This window comes from uncultured Sulfitobacter sp. (assembly GCF_964021855.1).
Lineage (GTDB): Bacteria > Pseudomonadota > Alphaproteobacteria > Rhodobacterales > Rhodobacteraceae > Sulfitobacter.
The window spans coordinates 73717-95790 of the sequence record NZ_CAXHZD010000007.1 but is presented as its reverse complement, the minus strand read 5'-3'; the positions used below and the strand labels follow the sequence as shown (position 1 = coordinate 95790).

Sequence of the window (22074 nt, the reverse complement as noted above, 5' to 3'; positions counted from 1 at the left end):
TATTCAGGCACCTTTGGCCCTGTTTAAAGGTACCTTTGCTCCTGTATTCAGGCACCGATATTCATCTAAATAACTGATTTACTTTAGATTATCAGCCACAAACATCTTAAAGAGACTAAAGACTCTTACACTATATGTGCTGTTCTTTTGGTATAATTGCTTAGGCTTTCCAGAAATACTCGGATTCAGATTCACATAAGGGCTATGATGTGCGATAGATAAGCGGATACTCACTTGTTTCGCGTACATGGCCGAGGATATATGTCATCAACTCCCAAAGCACCGACACCTTCGTATTTCAATATCGATCCAGAAGCGGCAGCCGCCCGTCTTTCTGATCCTATCGATACCGCACGATTCGCGAAAGCCGCCGCATTCGCCAGCAAGGGTCGGGATGATTTGGCCCGTCGTGGTTATGCGCCAGACGGTAAAAAACGCCTGCGCAAGTTCTCAACATGGGAGATATGCCGCTACCTGCTGGACGTGGCCCCTGCCCATCTGCGCCGCGTCCTAAAGGCTCACCCTGACCTTCCCCAAGGCAGCGGCGAAGCCGGATCAAAGTGGTTCACCCTTGAAGAGGTCTTGCAGCTTCGCGAGCATTTCGCGACTGAGGGGGCCTCGAACAAGCAATATAAATCTTGGCGTCCGGAAGGGTTGCCAGCCAAGATCATTTCCGTCGCGAATTTCAAGGGCGGTGTCGGCAAGACATCCACCTGTGCGCATCTGGCGATGTCTGCGGCGCTCGACGGCTACCGGGTGCTGGTCATTGATCTGGACAGCCAAGGATCGCTGACATCCATCATGGGCGGCGAGGTGCCTGACGAATGGTCCACCGCCTTCCCCCTGCTCGCCAAGGATTTTGCCCGCCATCTGCAAGCCGAAAATGCCGTCCGCCAAGCCCGCGGCGCGCCAGAGCTGCCCCTCGACGAAACCCTCACAGAAAGCCTCAAGGTTTCGCCGCGAAACCTCATCCAGTCGACGCATTGGCCGAATATTGATCTGATCGGCGCGCAGCTAAACCTTTACTGGGCCGAATTTCAGGTGCCTGTCTGGCGCATGCAGGTCAAGTCATGGCCGCTCTGGGACGCGCTAACCAACGCGCTATCCTCCGAAGGGGCGCTGGATGACTACGACCTGATCTTCATAGATACCCCCCCTGCCCTCGGATATCTGACCATCAACGCCTTGGCCGCTGCCGATATTCTGCTGGTTCCGCTCGGTGCATCCTTCCTTGAGTTTGATTCCACGGGCCGGTTTTTTGACATGCTCTATTCGACCTTTGCCAGTATCGAGGAAGGCGAAAATCGCATTCGCCGCCAGGAAGGCCTGTCAGAGATGAAGTTCGAATGGGACGCCGTGCGCGCGCTGATCACTCGTTTTGACGCAGGCCAGCAGACCGATCTGGCCAATGTCATTCAGGCCTATTTTGGCGACTTCATGACGACCTACCGCCAAGAGGTCACGGCGATGGTCGGCCAAGCTGGCGAACAGGTTAACGGCATCTACGAGGCCGATTATCGCGAGTTCAACCGTGATACCTATGTGCGCGGCCGAGAGACTTTTGACCGCACCTGGGCCGAGGTGAAAGAGGTCGTTTTGGGAACGTGGTGGCGTGATTTGCAGGCGCTGAAACAAGAGGATGCAAACAATGGCGAAGCGTAGAAAGTTAGAAGCTCCATCTGCGGATGATATGAGCCGTATCGAAGAGGAGTTTCGCCGCGAAACCCCTACCCGCGCTGCTGCACCCATTGCACAGGTTGCCGCTGATACCGCAGATGCTTACGAGGCTGGCACGACCGAAGAACGCGCCGCCCGTGCCCGCGACAGCGCCGAAGCACAGCGGTTTCGCGACGCCGATGCAGCCGGTCTGATTATCTTTGAGATACCAATTGACGCGATTGAGCCACTCTCGATGCAGCGCGACAGAACCGTGCTGGACCAAGAGGCAATGGACGAGCTTGAGCATTCAATCAATGCCAACGGCCTGCGGATGCCGATCGAGCTGTACAGCCTCAAGAGCGCGCCGTCTGGTCGGCAATACGGGCTGCTGTCTGGGTATCGTCGTTTAGTCGCCCAGCAGAATCTCTATTCCCGCACAGGCGACGTGCGGTTCAAGGCCATAAAGGCCGTTCTGCGCGACCCCAATCAAATGGGCGGCGCGTTTGTGGCGATGGTGGAAGAGAACGAAATCCGCCAGGACCTGAGCCAATATGAACGCGGGCGTATCGCTGCAATCGCCGCGCAGCAGGGCGCATTTGCCTCGACCGAAGACGCCGTTGCGCAGATGTTCGCGGCAGCTTCAAAGGCCAAGCGGAGCAAGATCCGGTCCTTCGCCATGATCTTTGAAGAGCTGGGCGATATGCTGGAATTTCCAGAAAATATGCGCGAGAAAGACGGCTTGCGTCTGGCCGCAGGTCTGCGCGCCGGTGCCGAGGCGCGGCTGCGCGACGTGCTGGGCGCGGGGCAGGGCGGTGACGCCAAAAGCGAATGGGCGCTGATCGAAAAAGTGTTGTCAGAGTACCAGGGCGAAGCCCCCGACACCAACCGCGGGGGGCGGCCAAAAACCATGCCTCCTGCGCCCGGTTGGAAGGGCAGCGACACGCTGACGACAGCCACGGGCGTGACCCTTAAACGCGAACTGGACGACAAGGGGTTTCTGATCCGTATCAGTGGCAAGGGCACCTCGACCGACATGATCGAAGCGATCATGCAGGACATTCGCGAGAAGCTGGAAAAGGGTTAACCGCGCCCTGCGATAAAACCCAAGGTGACGGCCGCCAGCAGGCCGTTGCCAGACAGATAGCCACTGTCGCCCTTGCCCGAGACCCCGCAAGCGGCCCCACCAGCGGCATATAGATTGTCGAACGTACCGCCTGAAGCCTTGCGCACCTTTGCCGTGCTGGGATCAACCTCAAGCCCGCCCTGCGTATGGAACAGCGCGCCAGTCACTCTGACGGCACAGAAGGGCCGGGACAGGGTAGGGGTGCCCCATTGGCGGCCGAAAGCGTCACGGCCATCGGTGGGGATATCAGCGATAGCGCTGCCCAGAGCATCCGCCGGCAACCGGGTTTTGCGGGCCAAGCCGTCCAAGGTTTCGTCGCGAAACACCGCGCCTTGGCTTTCGGCATTTTTGAAATCCTCGAACTGGCGGGCAATGTCGGCGATCCGCGCATCAAATATGACCCATGCGATGCCATCTGGTTGCGCCAATACGGCGCGCGCAGCCTCCGAATATCCTTGCGCTTCGTTCCAGAACCGGTTGCCTTGGGCGTTCACCTGCACACCACCCTCTGTAACGGTCGCCCAGGTGATCAGGATGCCATGGGGGTGAGCAACGTTGCCGTGGCCCTGATAGGCCCCCAGATGGCGCGTTTTAGCCCCCAATGCGTCGCCCCATTGCACGGCCTCGCCCCGGTTGCCGTCATGGCCAAACCAAACGGCGTTGTCGATCTCGGCCATATGCGTCGATACCATGGCGCGATTGCCGCCAAAACCGTTGCAGGCAAGGATCAGGCGATCACAGCTGACCTTTTCAGTGCTGCCATCGGGCAGGGTCAGATGCGCGCCCGCGATCCGCGATCCTTGGGCAAACAACCGCGTCGCGCGTCGGTCGCAGATCAGGGGGATATCCAGCGCCTCCACACGGGTGCGCAACGCATCAATCAGCTCTCTGCCAGAGCGTGACGGCAAGCCATGCATGCGCCGACGGCTGTGCCCGGGGTAATCGAAATCAGTGACAAGCGAGAAGGGCAGGGCGTGGGTATCCGCCAGCCATTCAATCACTGGTCCGGCGGTAACCGCCATGACCTGCACCAGATCGGGATCATTCTCGCCATGCGCCTTGGCTTGGATGTCCTGTGCAAACAGATCGGGGGTGTCGTCGATACTTTCGTCGCTTTGAAAGCGGGTCCCCGGTGCGGGGATGAGCCCCGCGCTGAGCGCTGTTGAGCCAGATGGCACAGCATCCGCTTCGATCAGCAAGACGTCTTGGCCAGCCTCATGGGCGGCAAGGGCTGCGACCAAACCACATGCGCCCGCGCCGATGATGAGCGTTTGAACCTCAAAGTCAAAGTCAGCTGGTGGCGCGGTGACGTCAGGTGTTGCCATCGAATTTCTTTCCCAAGGCGAGCATTTCAGGTGTACCAATCGCCGCGTTCAAGCCATCGAAATCATGCATTCTGTCCGAAAACGGCTTATTAGAGCCTGCTTTTTTCAGGCTGACATAGTAATCTTGCGCTGTTTTGGCCAGGGCGCGGACAATGCCACCGGGGAAGATGACGATGTCAAAACCCATGTCCTGCAGCGTCGTTGCTGACGATATGGGGGTGGCCCCGCCTTCGACCATATTGACCAGCAGCGGCACCCGACCCTTGAACGTATCCGCGATCTTTGACAGCTCTGAACTGTCGCGCGGGGCCTCGATAAACAGCACGTCGGCACCGGCATCAATATAGCTGCCCGCCCGGTCAATCGCGGCATCGAACCCTTCGACGGCAATGGCGTCAGTACGGGCGATAATCAGTGTGTCGTGCCGCCGCGCATCGGCCATGGCGGCAATCTTGCCACACATTTCATCCTTTTTAATCAGTGACTTATCAGATAAATGCCCGCATTTTTTGGGGTAGGTCTGATCTTCGATCTGCAGGGCCGATGCGCCGGCGCGTTCATAGCTTTGCATGGTGCGCCGGGCGTTCAGGGCGTTGCCGAAACCGGTGTCGGCGTCCATGATAACGGGCAAATCTGTGCGATCAGCGATCAATGCCATCGTATCGGTCATTTCCGACGCGGTGCTAAGCCCGATATCGGGGCGCCCTAGGCGGGTATAGGCGACGGCGGCACCAGACAGATATAGCGCCTCGAACCCCGCATCGGTGGCAAGGGCGGCGGTCAGGCCGTCGTAGACGCCCGGCGCGATCAGAATATCAGGGGCGGCCAGACGTTTGCGAAGGGTCATGTCGCTTTTCCAATCATTTCGATGGCACCGGCGCATGTCATGACTTCCGTCACTGAACCAAGGGATTTTAGCGTTGCCTCATGCACATCTTCGTTAAACGCGGCGCAGCCATCGGATAAAAGAACCGTGTGAATATCGCGCAGATGCGCGTCGCGGACCGTGCTGGCAACGCCGCCATTTGTGACGATGCCGCCAATAATCAACGTATCAATCTTCATCGCGCGCAGGATGTATTCCAGTCGCGTTTGGTAAAAGGCGGAATATGCGACCTTTTCGATGGTGAAATCAGCGGGGGCGAGGGTATCAACCAAGGCATGCCCAAACTTGCCCGGAGCAAAATCGCCCTTGGTTAGAAACGGGCGCAGCTTTTTCAGATGCGCTGCGATCAAGGGTTCATCATTGCGGCCGGGGACCAGCGTGAACTGCGCCGAGATATACGTCCCTCCGGCGCGGGTTAGAGCCTGTTTTAACGGTTCTATGCGGTCGGGTAGGGCAAGGATGCTATCTGCCCCCTGACCTGCACGACCATAGGCCCCATTAGGGTGCAGAAAGTCGTTCTGCAGATCAATGGTCAGCAAAGCGGTTGATGAGGGGGTCATGCAGTGGCCCTTTCGATCAATGTGTTCCCATACGCGTCAACTTTGCCCACCAGACCGGGTTCAATCAGCACGGTTGTATCGGGCTGTTCAAGGATGGCAGGGCCCGCGATTTCCGCGCCCACCGGCAGCTCCAACCGATTGTACAGCTTTGTTTCATACCAGCTATCCCCAAAATGCACCTGACGCACGCCTTTGAACGCGGCCTCAACACTGCCGCCCTTGGGGGCGAGCGTGGCCAGATCAAACCGCGGGCGGCGACCAGTGATGGCGGAGCGCAGATTGATGACCCGTCTGGTGCCGTTTTCAAGCAACCTGCCATAGGTCGCGCGGTACGCGGTATCAAAGGCGGCGGCGATGTCTTGTTCCGTGGGGGGCGTGACCGTGCCATCCGTCAGCGAGACGGGCAGGGGGACCGACACCGTATGCGTCTGCCCGAGATAGGCCATATCAAGGGTAAATTCGGTATCGCGTCCTTCAAAATGGGTACGTGCCGCATCTAGGGTTGCAAGGCCGCTGTCCACATGCGCTTGCATAAAGCCGGTGAGGCTGGGCAAGTCGATGCCTGATAGCGTGGCGTTGATGGTTTGCACGAAATCCTGCCGCATATCCGCGATTACGCAGCCCATGGCAGAGGTCACGCCGGGATAGCGGGGCACGATGGATCTGGCCAATCCAACCTCGTTCATCATCGCGCCGGAATGCAGGGCACCGCCGCCACCAAAGGGCATGAAGGCAAAGCGTTTAGGGTCAAAACCCCGTTCAATAGAGACTAATCGCAGCGCACCGGCCATCCGGCTGTTTGCGACACGCAAAATCGCCTCGGCAGCCTGAAGCGCGTCAAGATTCAGGGGCTTGCCGACATGCTCAAGAATGGCTTCCTTAGCGGCTTCGACGTCCAGACGGTCCAGTTTGCCGCCGATGGGGTTGTCAGGGTCGATCCGGCCCAAAACCACGTTGGCATCTGTGACCGTGGGTCGGGTATTACCTTGGCCATAGGCGACAGGGCCGGGAGTTGAACCCGCGCTTTCGGGGCCAATGTTCAGCAAACCGCCTTTGTCGACCCATGCGATGGACCCGCCACCGGCACCAATGGTGGTAATCTCGATCATAGGTGACCGAACAACCATCCCGAAGTCGATCGAGGTTTGCGGCGACAGCATCGACTGGCCTTTGGCGATCAGGCTGACGTCAAACGACGTGCCGCCCATGTCGCCGGTGATGACATCAGGATAGCCTGCCGCCTGGGCGATGTAGCCTGCCGCAATGACCCCCGCCGCAGGGCCGGACAGCGCTGTGCGTACGGGCAGTTTTGCAGCCGTATCGACATCCATGACCCCGCCGTTTGACTGGACGATCATGAATTCACCAGCAAAGCCACCTGCCTTCAAAGCAGTCTCTAACCTAGCCAAATAGCCTGAAACCTCGGGTTGGAGGTAGGCATTCAGCGCCGTGGTGGAGAACCGCTCAAATTCGCGGATCTCTGGCAAAATCTCGGAGGAGGCGGAGACATGTGCGTTTGGCCACATCTCGCGTACCGCTTCGACCGCGCGACGCTCGTTTCCGGCGTTTGCATAGCTGTTTGCAAACAAGATCGCGCAGGCAAGGCAACCATCGTCGATCAACTGCTGTGCCGCCACGCGTACGGCGTCCAGATCAACGGGCGTCCGGATGGTGCCATCTGCAAGGGTGCGTTCAGGGACCTCAAGCCGGAGGGCGCGGTCGACCACGGGGGTGAAATCACCGCGCAAGCCCCATGTGCGGGGCCGGTCACGGCGGCGCATTTCCAGCACGTCGCGCAGGCCCATGGTGGTGATGACGCCGATTTTGGCACCTTTGCGTTCTAGCAGGGCGTTGGTGCCGGCGGTGGTGCCGTGAACAACGACGGATACCTTCGATAGATCATCAACGCGCTGGCTGATCCCGCTAAGGAAGCCGCCGGATTGATCGGGGCGCGTCGTGGGGACTTTGGCAACCTCGGCGATGCCCGTTGCTTCGTCCAGCACGAAAATATCGGTGAATGTGCCGCCAACATCGACGCCGATCATGCGGTTTGTACTGGTCATAGCGAGATCTCTTTCCAAGCGGGGCCGTAGGTTTCTGTGGCGTAAGTGTCGGTAAGCAGTCCGCCTGCGACGTCACGCGCCACATCGGCAGGGGCACGACCCGCAGCGGGACCATATCCGCCGCCGCCGGGCGTATCGAGCCGCACGGACTGGCCGCGTTGCAGTTTGATGCCGACCATTTTTGAGGCCATTGGCGGATTGTGCCACCCGTCGTCCTGTTCATAGGCAAACACGTTCATGGCTGCATCGCCGCCGCCCGCCGCCCCCTTGGGGGCAAAGCGACCGCGTTCCCCAAACAGAAAGGCGGTCGCGGATTCCTCAAGCACTTCAATCTCGTAGGTGGCCCCCATGCCGCCCCGATGCGTTCCGGCACCGGCGCTGTCGGGGCGCAGGGCCCATTGCTTGAACATGACGGGATAGGCGGCCTCTAGGATCTCCATCGGGGGGATCGTGGCCGTTGAAATGGGCGCGTTGCCGTGGTTCAGGCCGTCGGTTTCAATCGACCCGCCATGACCGCCGCCGTAAAAGCTGAACATCACCCAAGGTTGCCCGTTCGCGCGCTTGCCCGAGATGGAAAGCGCGTTGATCGTGCCATAGGCGTTGGCCACCACGCGGTCAGGTGCAGCGTTTGAGGCGGCGGCAAAAATCACGTCGATCATGCGCAAAATAGTCTCGGTATAACCACCGACGGGGGCAGGGAAGGGGGCAGAGAGCAGGGAGCCATCAGGGATTTTCACATCAATCGGACGCATGACGCCGGCGTTGGCGGGCAGGCTGGGAAAGATATGTTTGATTGCGACATAGGCGGTGGCAACGGCGGTGGGCAGCGCGATGTTGACGGGCCCCGCGCAGCGATCGGCGGTGCCTGCGAAATCCAGCGTCATGGTATCGCCGCTGATCTCAAGTGCTACTTTGATCTTGAGGGGAACATCGGTGATACCGTCGTTATCAAGAAAATCCTCGGCCTCCCAACGGCCATCAGGCAGGTCTGTCAGCTCAGAACGCATCAAAACTTCGGCCCGGTCGCCAAGCGCGTCGAGGGCAGCGCGGACCGTGTCGGCACCATATTCGGCGAGCAGTTCGTCCAGACGTTTAACGCCCAGATCAAGCGCGCCAAGCTGGCCGTTCAGATCGCCCTGCGCAGATTGCGGCAAACGGGTGTTGCGCATGAGGATGTCGATGATGTCGGTCTGGATGGTTCCCGCCTTGGCCAGCCGGACGGGGGGGAGAACAAACGCCTCTTGAAACGCGTCCGTCGCGGCGGGGTTATAGTTACCGGGCACAGCGCCGCCCACGTCATGCCAATGGCCGACCGAGGCAAGATAGCAGAACAGCTTTCCATCATGGAAATAGGGCCTAACAAGGCGCATATCGCTTAGATGCGTGCCGCCAAGATGGGCGTCGTTAAAGATATAGATATCGCCGTCTTCCAGATCGCCATTCTCGGCCGCCTTGTCGATTACCGCTTTTACGGCAAAGGACATGACCCCGACAAAGATCGGCAGCCCAGATTTGCCCTGTACCAACGTATCGCCGGACACAGCGTGATACAGGCCGTGCGAGGCATCATGTGCTTCGGCGATAATGGGGTTAAAAGCCGCGCGAAACAGGGTTGCGTCCATTTCGTCTGCAATCTGTTCCATCCGTCCGGCCAAAACCGCGAGGGTGATCGGGTCGATATCTTGGGTCATGGGTTTGCCTTTGTCTCTGCAATGTCGTTCCAGACGTCCTGCCTTGTGAGGTGGCCATCGGTTAATTCGAAGCGGTCAATAAACCGGATACCGTCAAAGGGCGTCCCGTCCGGCCATTCGCCCGATAACGTGCCCCGGCAATACACCACGGCGGCGTCGCCCGGCGTTTGCAGCGCGTCAAACCCTTCGTAGGTTTTGGTGACGAATTTATAGCGGGGGGCGGCCCATTCGATCAGCTGTTCCAGGTTGGTCATGGGGGCGGTGCCGGGGAACACCATGGTAAATCCGGCCCCCAGCATGCCGCTGGCCTTGTCGATATCGCGCGCTTCCATGGCGTTTAGATACTCACGCACAATCGCTGCCGGATCGGGCAGGGCGGGGGCTGGTTTGCGATGTTGACCGCCACGCATGTATCCGGCGGGGTCTAGCTCGTGAATCATCACGGTGACGGCCTCGGGTGGGGCGGGGACCACGATACGAACGGCATGGGTCAGGGCCTCGCAGAGGCGGGATTTGTCGCTGTCGCTATACCCTTGCATGACATGAAGTTCGATAACGGGCATGGGGTCTCCTTCGCCAAACTGTATTTTTTGTAATACAGATTAATTGATATGCATAGGTCAAATATTTTGCGTTTTGTAAGATAGATTTCTTGCGTTTGAAAAATCCGTCGCTAGGGTTGGACTGAATTGAAAGGGTGACAATGGCGCAAGGAATCACATCTTTGAAGGGCAGGGGGCTTCCTGAGGGGGGCAAAGCGCGGCGTGTCTATCTGCACCTTCATGAAGAGATCACACGCGGTATTTACGCCCCCGGTGCGGTGCTGCCGGGTGAACAAAAGCTGGCTGTCACGCTAGACGTGTCGCGGGTCACCGTGCGCCGTGCGCTGGATGCGTTGGAAGGTGACGGGCTGATCGAGCGGCGTGCCGGGTCGGGCACAACGGTGCGCGCGCCCAAGGCATTTCCATCAATGGCGGCGGATTTCAACGCGTTGATGCCGCAACTGGTCGAGATGGGTCAGAACACCACCGCGCGGCTGTTGTCGTTCAGTTATGGTGCCGCGCCGGGCGGGGTGGCGACCGCATTGGGTTTGACAGCGCAGTCGCGTGTCCAAGCCGCTGTGCGCCTGCGTCTGGTCGAGGGGGAGCCGTTTTCCCACCTGACCACATGGGTGCCTGAGGAAATTGCGCAAAACTATACCGAGGCTGAATTGGCCACGACACCGCTGTTTCGCTTGTTAGAGCGGTCCGGCGTCAAGGTGGATGCCGCGCATCAGACGGTAAGCGCAACACTTGCCTCGCCCGATGTGGCGGATGTGCTGGGTGTCAGCGTTGGTGCGCCGTTATTATCGCTTGATCGCGTTGTCAAAGACGCCGAGGGGCGCGGGGTTGAGTATCTTTCAGCGCTGTATCGCCCCGATATGTTCAAGCTTGAGATGGATTTGACACGGGTTGGTGATGGCAAGGCCCGCCATTGGGAGCCGGTGATAAAGCCGGCCCGTAAAGAGGCGGCAGAATGACCACGCCCCAAACCTTGTTGGCCAAGCTTTGGGCGGCGCATGAGATCATGCAGCGCGAAGACGGGACTTCATTGCTTTGGGTGGATCGGCATTTTGTACACGAGGGATCGCATCACGCTTTTGCCAAGCTGGACGGTCGCGGCAAGAAGGTTGCCGCACCTGAGCTGACATTTGGCGTGGTTGATCACTATGCCCCGACCCGCGCGGGGGCGGTGGCACCGGATATTACGCGGATGATCGACATGCAGGGTCGCAATACGCGGGCCCATGGGGTGCGCTTGTTTGATCTGCGTGATCCGGGGCAGGGGATCGTGCATGTGATCGGGCCGGAACAGGGTCTAACCTTGCCCGGTTTGCTGATCAATTGCGGGGATAGCCATACATCGACCCATGGTGCGTTTGGCTCGCTTGCCTTTGGTGTGGGGGCGACCGAGGTGGCGCATATTCTGGCGACCCAGACGATTTGGCAAAAGCGGCCCAAGACAATGCGGATTACGTTTAACGGTGCCTTGGGCCTGGGGGTGTCGGCCAAGGATCTTGCGCTGCACTGGATCGCCCAGTTGGGGACCAATGGCGCGCGGGGGCATGCGATTGAATACGCCGGTTCCGCGGTCGAGGGTTTGAGCATGGACGGGCGTCTGACCCTGTGCAACCTGAGCATCGAAGGCGGTGCCCGTCTGGGGTTGGTTGCGCCGGATCAGGTGACTTTCGACTATTTGAAAGGCCGTAATTACGCGCCCAAAGGGGCGGCGTGGGATCAGGCGGTGGCCGATTGGGCCCAGCTGAAAACAGATGCAGATGCCGCCTTTGATCAAGAGGTGACGTTTGATGCAGCGGATGTTGCGCCAACGGTGACTTGGGGCACATCCCCCGAGGATGCATTGCCCATTACCGGCCATGTGCCTGACCCCGACCAGCTTGGTGGGGCAAAGCAGGGGCAAGCCCGCGCGGCGCTGGAATATATGGGTCTGCGTGCTGGGATGCCGTTGCAGGATGTCGCGGTGGACGAGGTGTTTATCGGGTCCTGCACCAATGGCCGGATCGAGGATTTGCGACTGGCCGCCAAGGTGTTGGCAGGGCGCAAGGCCAAGGTGCCGGGTTTGGTGTCGCCCGGATCGGCTGGGGTCAAGAAACAGGCCGAGGCCGAAGGGCTGGCGCGGATATTTACAGATGCCGGATTGGAATGGGGCGGTTCGGGCTGTTCGATGTGTGTCGGCATGAACGGCGACCGTGTTGAAGCGGGCAAACGCTGTGCCTCGTCCACCAACCGGAATTTCAAGGGTCGCCAAGGGCGCGGCGCGCGCACCCATTTGATGAGCCCCGCCATGGTGGCTGCGGCGGCGGTTTCCGGGCATCTCGCTGATGTGCGCCCGCTGTTGGAGGGACGATCATGAGCGGTTGGACCACCATCAACGGCATCGCCGTGGCCTTGCCGCAGGCCAATATAGATACCGACCAACTGATTGCCGCGCGGTTCATGTCGTCCCCGCGCAGCGAAGGGTACGGAAAGTTTTTGTTGCACGACGCGCGGCAGGATCAGCCGGACCATGTGTTGAACAGATACGACCGCGCCGATGTGTTGGTCACACGCAGCAATTTTGGTGGCGGGTCCAGCCGCGAGGCCGCCGTGTATGCGCTGGTGGATTTCGGGATCAAAGCCGTGTTTGCCCCCAGCTTTGGCGATATTTTCAGTGGCAATGCGGTCAATAACGGGCTGCTGCCTGCGCGGTTGACCGAGGACGAGATCGAAACGCTGATTGGTCAAATGGGCGAAAACGATGCGCCAGCGACCGTTGATTTGGCCACCGGTACGGCGGTGATCGGCGGGCGGCAGCTGTCTTTTGATCTGGACCCGGCATGGCAACAAAAGCTGGTGAATGGCTGGGATGATATCGATCTGACGGCCCAGCATAGTGACAAGATTACCAAGTTTCGCGCGGCACGAATTGCGGCGTACCCGTGGGCTTTGCCCGCATCCTAAGACGTTTTCGCGCTGCACAGTGGCCGGAGACAAAAATCAAAAGGGGTCCACAAAGGAACCCCACCAACTGGGAGTAACGAGACTATGAAACATACAATTTTTGGCGGTATTCTTGCCACCACGGCGCTGACATCAGCGGCGTTTGCGCAAGAGACGATTACGGCGGTTCACGCTTTTCCTGAATCGTTGATTTACACCAAGTCGTTCCTTGAGTTTGTCGACAAGGTGAACGCCGCGGGCGAAGGCGTGGTTCAGATCGAAGTGCGCGGCGGGCCAGAGGCCATCGGCATGTTCCAACAGCCTGACGCGGTACGCGATGGTGTCGTCGATATGGTCTATACACCAGGCAGCTTTTACGCCGGTGCATTGCCTGAAAAAGATGCGCTGGTGACGTCGAACATGACCGCACCCGAAACCCGCGCCAATGGCGGCATCGAACTGATCGACCAGATCCATCAGGAGAAGATGGGCGTTAAATATCTGGGCTGGTTTGATTCTGGTGTTTGCTACAACCTGTGGACCCGCGAAGCACCAACGCTGGACGATGGTGGTAACCTTGATGTGTCGGGCCTGAAACTGCGCGGCAATGCGGTTTATAACGCGTTCTTTACCGATTATCTGGGCGCGCAGGTTATCGATTTGCCCACGACCGAAGTATATTCGGCGCTTGAACGCGGTGTTGTCGATGCGACGGGCTGGACACAGATTGGTCTGATCGATCTGAAGTGGAACGAGTTCCTGAACTACCGGATCGAACCGTGCTTTTTCTCGACCGACTTGGGCACGATTGTGAACCTTGAAAAGTGGAATTCCCTGTCCGAGGAAGCGCGTACCATCGTCCAAGATGTCGCCATCGCGCATGAGGCCGAAAGCACCGAGAAACTGGGTGCCGTGCGTGACGAAGATTTCGCCAAGCTGGAAGCGGCTGGGATGAAAGTGGTTACCTTGGAAGGTGACGCGGCTGACGCCTATCTGGCGGCTGCGACGCAAAACACATGGGACCGCATGAAAGGCCTGATGGCCGACAGTCCACAGGGTGATGGTAACTATGACAAGCTGATCGAGCTTTTTTATAAAAAGTAAAACCCTAGGCGGCGCGCCGGATGTCTGGCGCGCCGTATTTTTGTGAGCGAGGGGCAGCGTATGGAAACGGTCGGCAAGCTATATCGGGGGTTCCTGTATTCGATGGCGGGCATTGCGGGGGTCATGCTGGTTTGGCTGATGATTTCCGTGATCATGTCGGTGGTGATGCGCAACAGCGGGCTACAGCCTTTTGCGTGGCTGTTCACATCGTCTGAATACGCGATCCTTTACATGACCATGCTGGGCGCGCCTTGGCTGGTGCGTGAAAAGGGGCATGTGCATATCGAATTGGTGACGGCGGCATTGCCCACGGGGATACGCAGGGTCGTCAGCCGCTTGGTGGCCGCGCTTTGCGTGTTGGTGTCGCTGATCCTTGCGTGGAAAGGGGCCGAGCTGTTCCTTGGCAATATCACGCGCAACGATCTGGATGTGCGCGCTTATTATTTTCCGAAATGGATACTTACCATCGCCTTTCCGGTCAGCTTTGGCCTGATGGCAATTGAATTTTCCCGTTTTGTTTTTGGCGATGACCTGATGCATTCCGGCGAAGCAGGGATACACGAATAATGGAATGGTTTGAATCGCTGGCCCTTTTACTGGGCTCGATCCTTGTTTTGATGGCGATTGGCATGCCGGTGGCACTGGCCTTTCTGGCGGCAAACATCGTTGGGGCGTGGTTTTTCATGGGCGGTGCCAAGGGCATCACCTTGCTGTTGAACAACGGCTTTGGCGGGCTGACGAACTATGCGCTGGTACCGATCCCGCTGTTTTTGCTGATGGGTGAAATTTTCTTTCACACCGGTCTTGGGGCGCGGATGTTCAACGCGATTGACCGGTTGTTGGGCAAACTGCCGGGCCGTTTGTCCTATGTCACCGTTTTGGGCGGCACCGCGTTTTCGACCTTGTCGGGGTCGTCCATGGGGTCAACGGCGTTGCTGGGCAGTCTGATGGTGCCCGAGATGACCACGCGCGGCTACAAGAAACACATGTCCATCGGGCCGATCCTCGGCACGGGCGGTTTGGCGATTATTATCCCGCCGTCGGCCTTGGCCGTGCTGCTGGCGACGCTGGCGCGGATCGATGTGGGTGCTTTGCTGATTGCGGGGATCATCCCCGGCTTGATCTTGGCCAGCTTTTATATCGCGACGATTTATATCCAGACCAAGATCGATCCGTCGGCCGCGCCCGCCTATGACGTTGAGACGCTAAGCTGGGGCCAAAAAATGCGGCTGCTGTTCGGGGATGTAATGCCGATGCTGTCGGTCATGGTATTGATCGTGATTGGCATGGTCGGCGGTCTGATCACCCCTTCGGAAGCGGCGGCCTTTGGTGCGCTTGGCGTGCTGATCCTTGCGGTATTGTTTCGCTGTCTGACATGGGAAGCGATGAAGAAATCCGTCATCGGCGCATTGCGTGTGACCTTGATGGCCTATCTGATCGTGTTCGGCTCTGCCACGTTCAGCCAGTTGCTGGCTTTTTCCGGCGCGTCATCGGGGCTGATCCGCTGGGCGACGTCGTTTGATTTGGCACCTGTTGCGATGCTGCTCGTTATGTTCGGTGTTCTGCTGCTATTGGGTATGTTTATGGAGCAGATTTCGATGATGCTGCTGACCGTGCCGATCTTCTTTCCTTTGGCCGCAAGCCTTGGGTTTGATCCGGTCTGGTTCGGCTTGATCATTCTGCTCGCGCTCGAGATCAGCTTTACCACCCCGCCTTTTGGATTGTTGCTGTTCGTGATGAAGGGGGTGGCCCCCAAAGACACGACCATGCGCGAAATCTATCTGTCAGCATTTCCCTATATGGGATGTTCGATGCTGCTGGTGGCGTTGTTGATCCTGTTTCCGCAACTGGCGCTTTGGCTGCCCGGGATGTAGCGCGCGCCGTTGTGGATGGCCGGTTTTGCCGGTGATTGATGTTTAAACGGGGCACCCACCCGAGGGGATGGGCACCCCGCCGTCCGCTAAAGCCACCAATCAAGCCCAGCAGATTCGAGAGAGGGCAGACCACGCGATAGCGAAGCGCGGTCTGCTCCTCGTTGTTTCTTAGAACGTGCGCGACAACGTCAGCTTGAGGTTGCGACCCGGTGCAGAGCGTGTCGACTGATGTGGCGTGTAATCGCGGTCAAACACGTTTTCCAAACCGACGCGAATTTGCGTGTCCTTCAACACCCCTTGCTGCGGGATATAGGTGGCGCGCAGGTTGTGTACGCCAAAGCCGGCTGTTTCGGCACCGTTTACTTCGATCGATGCGTTGGCAACCATTTCCCAGCTTAGATCTAGCTCTTCGCCGAATTTTTTACCCACGGTGAACCGCAGCGAGTCAGCCCCTGTAAATCTCCAATCATTTTGGGTGCCATCGGCAAGATGCTGGGTGCCGTCGGTGACGTTGGCGTTCATATCAAGGTAAAGACCGCTTTCCATGGCATAGGATGCCTCAAGCTCGAACCCTTCGGTATCGATGCTGTCCACATTGATGGAAGGGCGGCCACCATTCGTATAGGATGTCACGTCAGAGAGTTCGGTCTTGTATACGTTCGCCTTGATCGCAAAGCTGTCGCCGCTGCGGAACAGATCGCCGCCATCATAGGATGCGCCCAGTTCGAACGTCTTCGCCTTTTCGGACAACGTCATATACGCCGCGTTGTTGAGGTCATCGAGGATGGGAAGCGATTCAGTGTACGCGCCGCTGCCGAACACGGCAAAGCCGTTGTCAAAGGCGTAGCGCACGGACAGACCGCCCATCAGCGCATCATTATCATAAACGCCATCATTTGGTGCTGTGGACCCTGTGATTTCAGAGGTCTCGTAGCGCAGCGCTGGTGTGATTGTCCAAGCATTGCCAATGCGCATGTCATCCACGGCGTAAACGGCAATTCTGTCATCCACACCACCGGTGGCCGAATTCGCATCAAGCCGCTTTTTGCGGATCAATTCTAGCCCGGTGCGCAATTCGTGGCTGACTGTGTTCGTATCAAACAAGCTGGTGTTCTTGAACGACAGTTTTGTGGTCCGGTAGCGGTGATCGGCGTTGGTCAGTGCCCGCACTTGCCCTTCTTGTGGCGAACCTTCAAGCGATGAGCTGCCCTCGACATAGGTCTGGTCAATCTGCTGGTCCGCATAGCTTAGCTGCACATCCAGATCGATCAGATTGTTGTCTTCTGGGTTGAAGTTATAGGTCAGCGTCGCGGTGCTTGATTCGGTGTCGCGATCGACATTACCAAACATGTCCGTTGTTGTGATGAACGTGTCATACGGCGCGTCGCGTTCGCTGGATGTTGTTTTGGTCGCGCTGAAGGTCAGCGATTGATCGCGGTTTTCGCCAAAGGTGTATTTCGCCTTTAGCAAACCGGATGGCAGGTTAAAGGCGCTGTTGCCGATGTCGTCGCCATTGCCGTCTTGTTGGTTGTCTTGATCACGCCATGTGTAGTTCAGCATGAACTCCATGTCTTGGGTCGGCTGCCATGCCAGTACGCTGGAAGACGTCAGGCCGTTGCCGTTGCTCGAAAACTCGAGCGTTTGCGCCAGAACGTGACCCAGTTCGCCGCCTGTCAGGTCGGAAGCGTCTTTGGTTTCCAGTTGAACAACGCCGCCGACGATGCCGGACCCGAATTCAAAGCTGCCAACCGTGCCGCGGATAACGTTAACGTTTTTGTACAAGAAGGGATCGGTGAACAATTGCGTCCCGATCCGGTACAGTTCTTCGGCACCGACGTTTGCGCCATCAATCTGAACCGCAACTTTCTGGTCGGTTCCGTAGGTGCTGTTGGCACCAAAGCCCCGGATATTGATGCCCGACCCTTGGGGTGTGGACCCGTTCACAAGGTTAACGCCCGGTACGGAATCGATCAGCTGAGCGACAGTGCCAGCTTGGCGGTCGTTGATTTCTTCTTGATCAACAGTTGTTTGGGGAATCGCCGTATCAGTTTGAACTTTACGCTTGCTTTCACCCAGAACCAGCGTGCCCAAAAACCCTTGGTCGGCTTCTTGCGCGTGCAATGCTGCAGTATTGATCGTGATTAGTAACAGGCTGGTGGTACCCAGCAATAGGGTACGTTTTCTGGTCGGGGTCATATTTTTTGCCTCGCAAGCATGTAGGTGGCCTAGTGCTTGCTGTGGGCTGGCTACGGCGTTTTGAATTTCTGCGCCGATTATCGATGCGCTCTTGCGGTTTCTAGAAAGGCTTACTAAAAGTGTCAACAATAATAGTTGAGTGTTTTGCTCAGCTCACGCCAGCCCGTGTCTTGATGCACGATGCCAGCCCCATCACCGATCAATATATCAGCCAATAGGTGCATCATGACCAATCAAGACGCGGTAACCCCCGCATACATCCGCGAATTTCGCGCCGAACATGCAAAACTGCGCGAACGCGACGTAGCGGACAAGCTTAACATCAGCGAGGCCCAGCTTATCGCTGCGTCCTGTGGCGAAGGGGTAACCCGGATTGACGCGCACCCCGACAAGGTGATGGGCGTTGCCCAAACCCTGGGCGAGGTGATGGCCCTGACGCGCAACCCGTCTTGTGTGAACGAAAAGGTTGGCGTGTATGACAACTACCGTTCTGGTCCACATGCGTCGATGATCCTGAATGATGAAATCGACCTGCGGATTTTCCCCAGCCATTGGTGCCACGCCTTTATGGTTGAGAAAGAAGTTGAAACAGGCGTGCGGCGCAGCTTGCAAGTGTTTGATGCGGCGGGCGATGCCGTTCACAAGATTTTCCTGCGCGACGGTTCTGACTTGAACGCATGGGCGCAAGCCAAAGAAGACCTGAAGCTGGACGACCAGTCGCAAACGGTTGAGGTCGCCGAGCGCAAGCCAGACGAAACCCCAAAGGCGGACGAGTCCAAGGTTGATATCCTGCGCAAGGAATGGGCCAGAATGACCGACACGCATCAGTTCATGCGTCTGACGTCGAAGCTTAAGATGAACCGTTTGGGTGCATATCGCATCGCTGGCGCGCCGTTTGTGCGCGCGTTGGAGCCGGGTGCCGTGGATCAGATGTTGCAACAGGTTGCGGCCAGCGATCTGGAGATCATGGTGTTCACCGGCAACCGGGGCTGTATCCAGATCCACTCCGGCCCGATTGACACACTCAAGGCGATGGGGCCGTGGCAGAACGTGCTGGACCCACGGTTCAACCTGCACCTGCGGTTGGATCACATCGCCGAAGTTTGGGCGGTTGATAAACCAACGCAACGCGGCCCGGCCGTATCGGTCGAGGCATTTAACAAAGATGGCGGGCTGATCTTTCAGGTCTTTGGTGTTGGCAAAGAAGGTCGTGACAGCCGCCCGGCATGGGGCAAGCTTGTGGACGGTCTTGAAGGTTTGAAAACCGAGGTGCCGGCATGATGGGGCGTCGTTCAGGTCTCACGCTGCGGGCGTCTGCGTTTGCGCTGTTGGTTGCGACGGCATTCCCGGCGTTGGCCCAAGATAAACCCGATGGCATCGTTGCCATCGGCGGTTCAATCACTGAGATCATCTTTGCCCTAGGTGCCAGTGACCGCTTGATTGCGCGCGATACCACGTCAAACTATCCCGCCGCAGCGCAGGATCTGCCTGATGTCGGTTACATGCGCGCGCTTTCCCCCGAAGGGGTGCTGTCTGTCGATCCGAAATTGATTATCTCGGAAGACGGCGCTGGCCCGCTAGAAACGATCAACGTGCTTGAGGCGGCGAATATCCCCTTCATGACCGTTCCCGAGGAATATACAGCCGAGGGTGTCGCCGCCAAAATCAACGCAGTTGGCGAGGCGATTGGCGAGGCGGACAAGGCCAAGCAACTGGCCGATGATCTGAAAGCGCGACTGGATGCGGTTGTGCAGACAGCCCAGAAAAACGCGGGGCAGGAGCCCAAGAAGGTGCTGTTTATCATTAGCACGCAAGGTGGGCGGATTATGGCGTCGGGTCAGAACACAGCCGCGTCGGCAATGATCGAAATGGCTGGCGCGCAGAATGCTGCAACAGGGTTTGAAGGCTACAAACCCATGACGGACGAGGCCGTGATCTCTGCCGCGCCCGATGCGATTTTGATGATGGAACGCGAAGGCGATCATAACAGTACCGTTGCCGAGCTGTTGGCGCTGCCCGTGATCGCGTCGACACCTGCTGGTGAAACAGGGGCGGTGATCCGCATGGATGGTCTGTATCTATTGGGGTTCGGACCCCGGACTGCGGATGCTGTGTCTGACCTGTCTGCCGCACTATACGGCAGCTGATAGAATGGTGCAGGTTGCAGATATCACAATGCCACGTGATCGTCGCACCACCGCGCGGCTGGCCCATTTCTGGCTGGCCGGCGCGTTGGTGGTGATCAGTATTACCAGCCTTGCCATTGGCGCGTCAGGCACGTCGCTATGGGGTGCGCTGCAAAAGCTGGTCGTGGGCGAACCGCTGACCCAGATGGAACGGATCGTTCTGTGGGATATTCGGTTGCCGCGGGTCATTTTGGGTATCTGCGTTGGGGCGTCCTTGGCCGTGTCAGGCGCTGTGTTGCAAGGGTTGTTCCGCAACCCCCTTGCGGATCCGGGTTTGGTCGGCGTTAGTGCTGGTGCCGGACTGGGCGCTATTCTTGCTATCGTGTTGGGTGGTTTGCTGCCTCTGTGGCTGAAAGGGGTCCTTGGCTTTTGGTTGGTTCCTATCGCTGCCTTTATCGGCGGCTGGGGTGCGACGATGCTATTGTACCGGATTTCCACCAGACGGGGCCGCACATCGGTGGCAACCATGCTGCTGGCGGGCATCGCCTTGGCCGCATTGGCGAATGCAGCGGCGGGTATCCTTATTTATATTGCCGACGATGCACAGCTGCGCGACCTGACCTTTTGGGGTCTTGGATCGCTTGCCGGTGCCACGTGGGAAAAGACGATGGTGGCAGTCCCGGTTATCCTGATCTCCGTGGGGTCTGCGACCTTTCTGGGCCGCGGATTGAACGGCCTTGCCTTTGGCGAAGCAACGGCTGCCCACATGGGTATCCCGGTGCAAAGGGTCAAAAGCATCGCGATGCTGGCCGTCGCTGCCGCGACAGGGGCGGCGGTCGCGGTATCGGGTGGCATCGGGTTTATCGGTATCGTTGTGCCCCATCTTATGCGTCTGGCAACGGGGCCGGATCACCGGCCGTTGCTGATCAATGTCGCACTGCTGGGGGCCTGCCTTTTGCTGATTGCCGATGTAATCAGCCGGGTGATTATTTCCCCCGCCGAGCTGCCGATCGGGATTATTACAGCGGTTCTCGGGTCGCCCGTGTTCTTGTGGATATTGCTGCGCCGCCGCGGATTGGTGGACCTATGATGTTAGAAGCAGATGTCACAAGGGCGTGGATTGGCCATAAAACCATTCTGCAGGATGTGTCCTTTCGCGCGGTAGCGGGGCAGCTTACGGCCATCGTCGGCCCGAATGGTGCGGGCAAATCAAGCCTGCTCAAGGCCATCACAAACGAGATCGATTTTTCGGGCGAGATACGTTTTAACGGCCACGACGCCGAGCAGGCGCGCCCTTGGGATCTGGCGGCCATTCGGGGTGTGTTGCCGCAATCCACGATGCTTGCGTTCCCCTTTACCGTGATCGAAGTCGTGCGCATGGGGCTGCTAAGCGGCCATTCCGGGCAGAAAGAGCATTTGCCCGATACCGCGTTGGCCCGCGTCGGGCTGGAGGGGTACAGCAGCAGATTGTATCAAGAGCTTTCAGGCGGCGAGCAACAACGTGTCCAACTGGCACGGGTTCTGTGCCAAGTGTGGGACCCCGTTGATCAAGCAGGCACCCCGCGGTGGCTGTTGCTGGATGAACCTGTTGCCAGCCTGGATATCGGCCACCAACTGATGGTGATGCGCTTGCTAAAAGACTACGCCGCGCGTGGTGGCGGGGTTGTGGCGGTGATGCACGACCTAAACCTGTCGGCCATGTTTGCCGATCGCATGGTGATGGTGGTCCAAGGTAGCATTCTTTCCGCGGGCACGCCGCAGGACGTCATGACCGACAAGGTGCTATCGCAGGCCTACGGGTGCTCGCTAAGGGTCAATCAAGCACCGGTGGACAACAGCAGTTTCATTCTGCCTCATGTTGCTGCGCTTTAGGGCTTCGCCCGCCCGTGGAAGATATGCGCCATAAGGTTAGTTATGTAATCTTTTGATCGAAGTCCGATTCTCTCAAGTTGGTGTCGGAACAAGGGTTTCCCCAAGCTACCGATAGA

General features: G+C 58.2%; 19 protein-coding genes. 12 read left to right on the top strand and 7 right to left on the bottom strand.

Features of this window, described 5'->3' with window-relative positions; genetic code table 11:
* Positions 1–261 precede the first annotated feature (261 nt).
* The gene (locus AADJ11_RS17950) at positions 262–1662 is read left to right on the top strand and encodes an AAA family ATPase (RefSeq protein ID WP_341235813.1); all 1401 of its coding nucleotides are present in this window, start codon (positions 262–264) and stop codon (positions 1660–1662) included.
* Positions 1649–2743, top strand: a complete 1095-nt coding sequence (locus AADJ11_RS17945; RefSeq protein WP_341235812.1) for a ParB N-terminal domain-containing protein — start codon at positions 1649–1651, stop codon at positions 2741–2743. Before AADJ11_RS17950 ends, AADJ11_RS17945 begins: the two co-directional genes overlap by 14 nt.
* On the opposite strand, the gene AADJ11_RS17940 is transcribed toward AADJ11_RS17945, so the two are convergent.
* The 6 genes from AADJ11_RS17940 to AADJ11_RS17915 are packed head-to-tail and all read right to left on the bottom strand — an operon-like array spanning position 2740 to position 9870.
* Positions 2740–4107, bottom strand: coding sequence for an FAD-dependent oxidoreductase (locus AADJ11_RS17940; RefSeq protein WP_341235811.1), 1368 nt, complete (start codon positions 4105–4107; stop codon positions 2740–2742). The genes AADJ11_RS17945 and AADJ11_RS17940 overlap by 4 nt on opposite strands.
* A complete protein-coding gene (locus AADJ11_RS17935) occupies positions 4094–4954 on the bottom strand; it encodes an isocitrate lyase/phosphoenolpyruvate mutase family protein (RefSeq protein ID WP_341235810.1) in 861 nt (286 codons plus the stop codon). Before AADJ11_RS17935 ends, AADJ11_RS17940 begins: the two co-directional genes overlap by 14 nt.
* Positions 4951–5553, bottom strand: a complete 603-nt coding sequence (locus tag AADJ11_RS17930) for an isochorismatase family cysteine hydrolase (RefSeq protein WP_341235809.1) — start codon at positions 5551–5553, stop codon at positions 4951–4953. Before AADJ11_RS17930 ends, AADJ11_RS17935 begins: the two co-directional genes overlap by 4 nt.
* Positions 5550–7616 (bottom strand): hydantoinase/oxoprolinase family protein, encoded by a 2067-nt coding sequence (locus tag AADJ11_RS17925; protein ID WP_341235808.1) that lies wholly within the window; start codon positions 7614–7616, stop codon positions 5550–5552. Before AADJ11_RS17925 ends, AADJ11_RS17930 begins: the two co-directional genes overlap by 4 nt.
* Positions 7613–9307, bottom strand: coding sequence for a hydantoinase B/oxoprolinase family protein (locus AADJ11_RS17920; RefSeq protein WP_341235807.1), 1695 nt, complete (start codon positions 9305–9307; stop codon positions 7613–7615). The genes AADJ11_RS17925 and AADJ11_RS17920 overlap by 4 nt, the downstream gene beginning before the upstream one ends.
* Positions 9304–9870 (bottom strand): tautomerase family protein, encoded by a 567-nt coding sequence (locus tag AADJ11_RS17915; RefSeq protein ID WP_341235806.1) that lies wholly within the window; start codon positions 9868–9870, stop codon positions 9304–9306. Before AADJ11_RS17915 ends, AADJ11_RS17920 begins: the two co-directional genes overlap by 4 nt.
* A 140-nt stretch (positions 9871–10010) precedes the next feature.
* On the opposite strand from AADJ11_RS17915, the gene AADJ11_RS17910 reads away from it, so the two are divergent.
* The 6 genes from AADJ11_RS17910 to AADJ11_RS17885 all read left to right on the top strand — a co-directional run bounded on the left by AADJ11_RS17910 (position 10011) and on the right by AADJ11_RS17885 (position 15764).
* The gene (locus AADJ11_RS17910) at positions 10011–10826 is read left to right on the top strand and encodes a GntR family transcriptional regulator (RefSeq protein ID WP_341235805.1); all 816 of its coding nucleotides are present in this window, start codon (positions 10011–10013) and stop codon (positions 10824–10826) included.
* Positions 10823–12220: a 3-isopropylmalate dehydratase large subunit gene (gene leuC, locus AADJ11_RS17905; protein WP_341235804.1), complete on the top strand. Its 1398-nt coding sequence runs from the start codon at positions 10823–10825 to the stop codon at positions 12218–12220. Before AADJ11_RS17910 ends, leuC begins: the two co-directional genes overlap by 4 nt.
* On the top strand, positions 12217–12807 hold the full coding sequence (gene leuD / locus AADJ11_RS17900; protein ID WP_341235803.1) for a 3-isopropylmalate dehydratase small subunit: 591 nt from the start codon (positions 12217–12219) through the stop codon (positions 12805–12807). The genes leuC and leuD overlap by 4 nt, the downstream gene beginning before the upstream one ends.
* Before the next feature lie 84 nt (positions 12808–12891).
* On the top strand, positions 12892–13890 hold the full coding sequence (gene dctP, locus AADJ11_RS17895) for a TRAP transporter substrate-binding protein DctP (RefSeq protein ID WP_341235802.1): 999 nt from the start codon (positions 12892–12894) through the stop codon (positions 13888–13890).
* A 60-nt stretch (positions 13891–13950) separates the two neighbouring features.
* On the top strand, positions 13951–14457 hold the full coding sequence (locus AADJ11_RS17890; protein ID WP_341235801.1) for a TRAP transporter small permease: 507 nt from the start codon (positions 13951–13953) through the stop codon (positions 14455–14457).
* Positions 14457–15764 carry a TRAP transporter large permease gene (locus AADJ11_RS17885; protein ID WP_341235800.1) on the top strand — a complete coding sequence of 436 codons (1308 nt, stop codon included), beginning with the start codon at positions 14457–14459 and terminating at the stop codon, positions 15762–15764. The genes AADJ11_RS17890 and AADJ11_RS17885 overlap by 1 nt, the downstream gene beginning before the upstream one ends.
* 168 nt (positions 15765–15932) lie before the next feature.
* Here the strand turns inward: AADJ11_RS17885 and AADJ11_RS17880 are convergent, their stop codons facing one another.
* On the bottom strand, positions 15933–17960 hold the full coding sequence (locus AADJ11_RS17880; protein WP_341235799.1) for a TonB-dependent receptor: 2028 nt from the start codon (positions 17958–17960) through the stop codon (positions 15933–15935).
* 225 nt (positions 17961–18185) lie between these two features.
* Between AADJ11_RS17880 and AADJ11_RS17875 the strand changes: the two genes are divergently transcribed.
* The 4 genes from AADJ11_RS17875 to AADJ11_RS17860 are packed head-to-tail and all read left to right on the top strand — an operon-like array spanning position 18186 to position 21958.
* Positions 18186–19241, top strand: coding sequence for a ChuX/HutX family heme-like substrate-binding protein (locus AADJ11_RS17875; protein ID WP_341235798.1), 1056 nt, complete (start codon positions 18186–18188; stop codon positions 19239–19241).
* Positions 19241–20107 (top strand): ABC transporter substrate-binding protein, encoded by an 867-nt coding sequence (locus AADJ11_RS17870; protein WP_341235834.1) that lies wholly within the window; start codon positions 19241–19243, stop codon positions 20105–20107. Before AADJ11_RS17875 ends, AADJ11_RS17870 begins: the two co-directional genes overlap by 1 nt.
* A 4-nt stretch (positions 20108–20111) precedes the next feature.
* Positions 20112–21176 (top strand): iron ABC transporter permease, encoded by a 1065-nt coding sequence (locus tag AADJ11_RS17865; protein ID WP_341235797.1) that lies wholly within the window; start codon positions 20112–20114, stop codon positions 21174–21176.
* Positions 21173–21958, top strand: a complete 786-nt coding sequence (locus AADJ11_RS17860; RefSeq protein WP_341235796.1) for a heme ABC transporter ATP-binding protein — start codon at positions 21173–21175, stop codon at positions 21956–21958. The genes AADJ11_RS17865 and AADJ11_RS17860 overlap by 4 nt, the downstream gene beginning before the upstream one ends.
* The last annotated feature ends 116 nt before the right edge of the window (positions 21959–22074 follow it).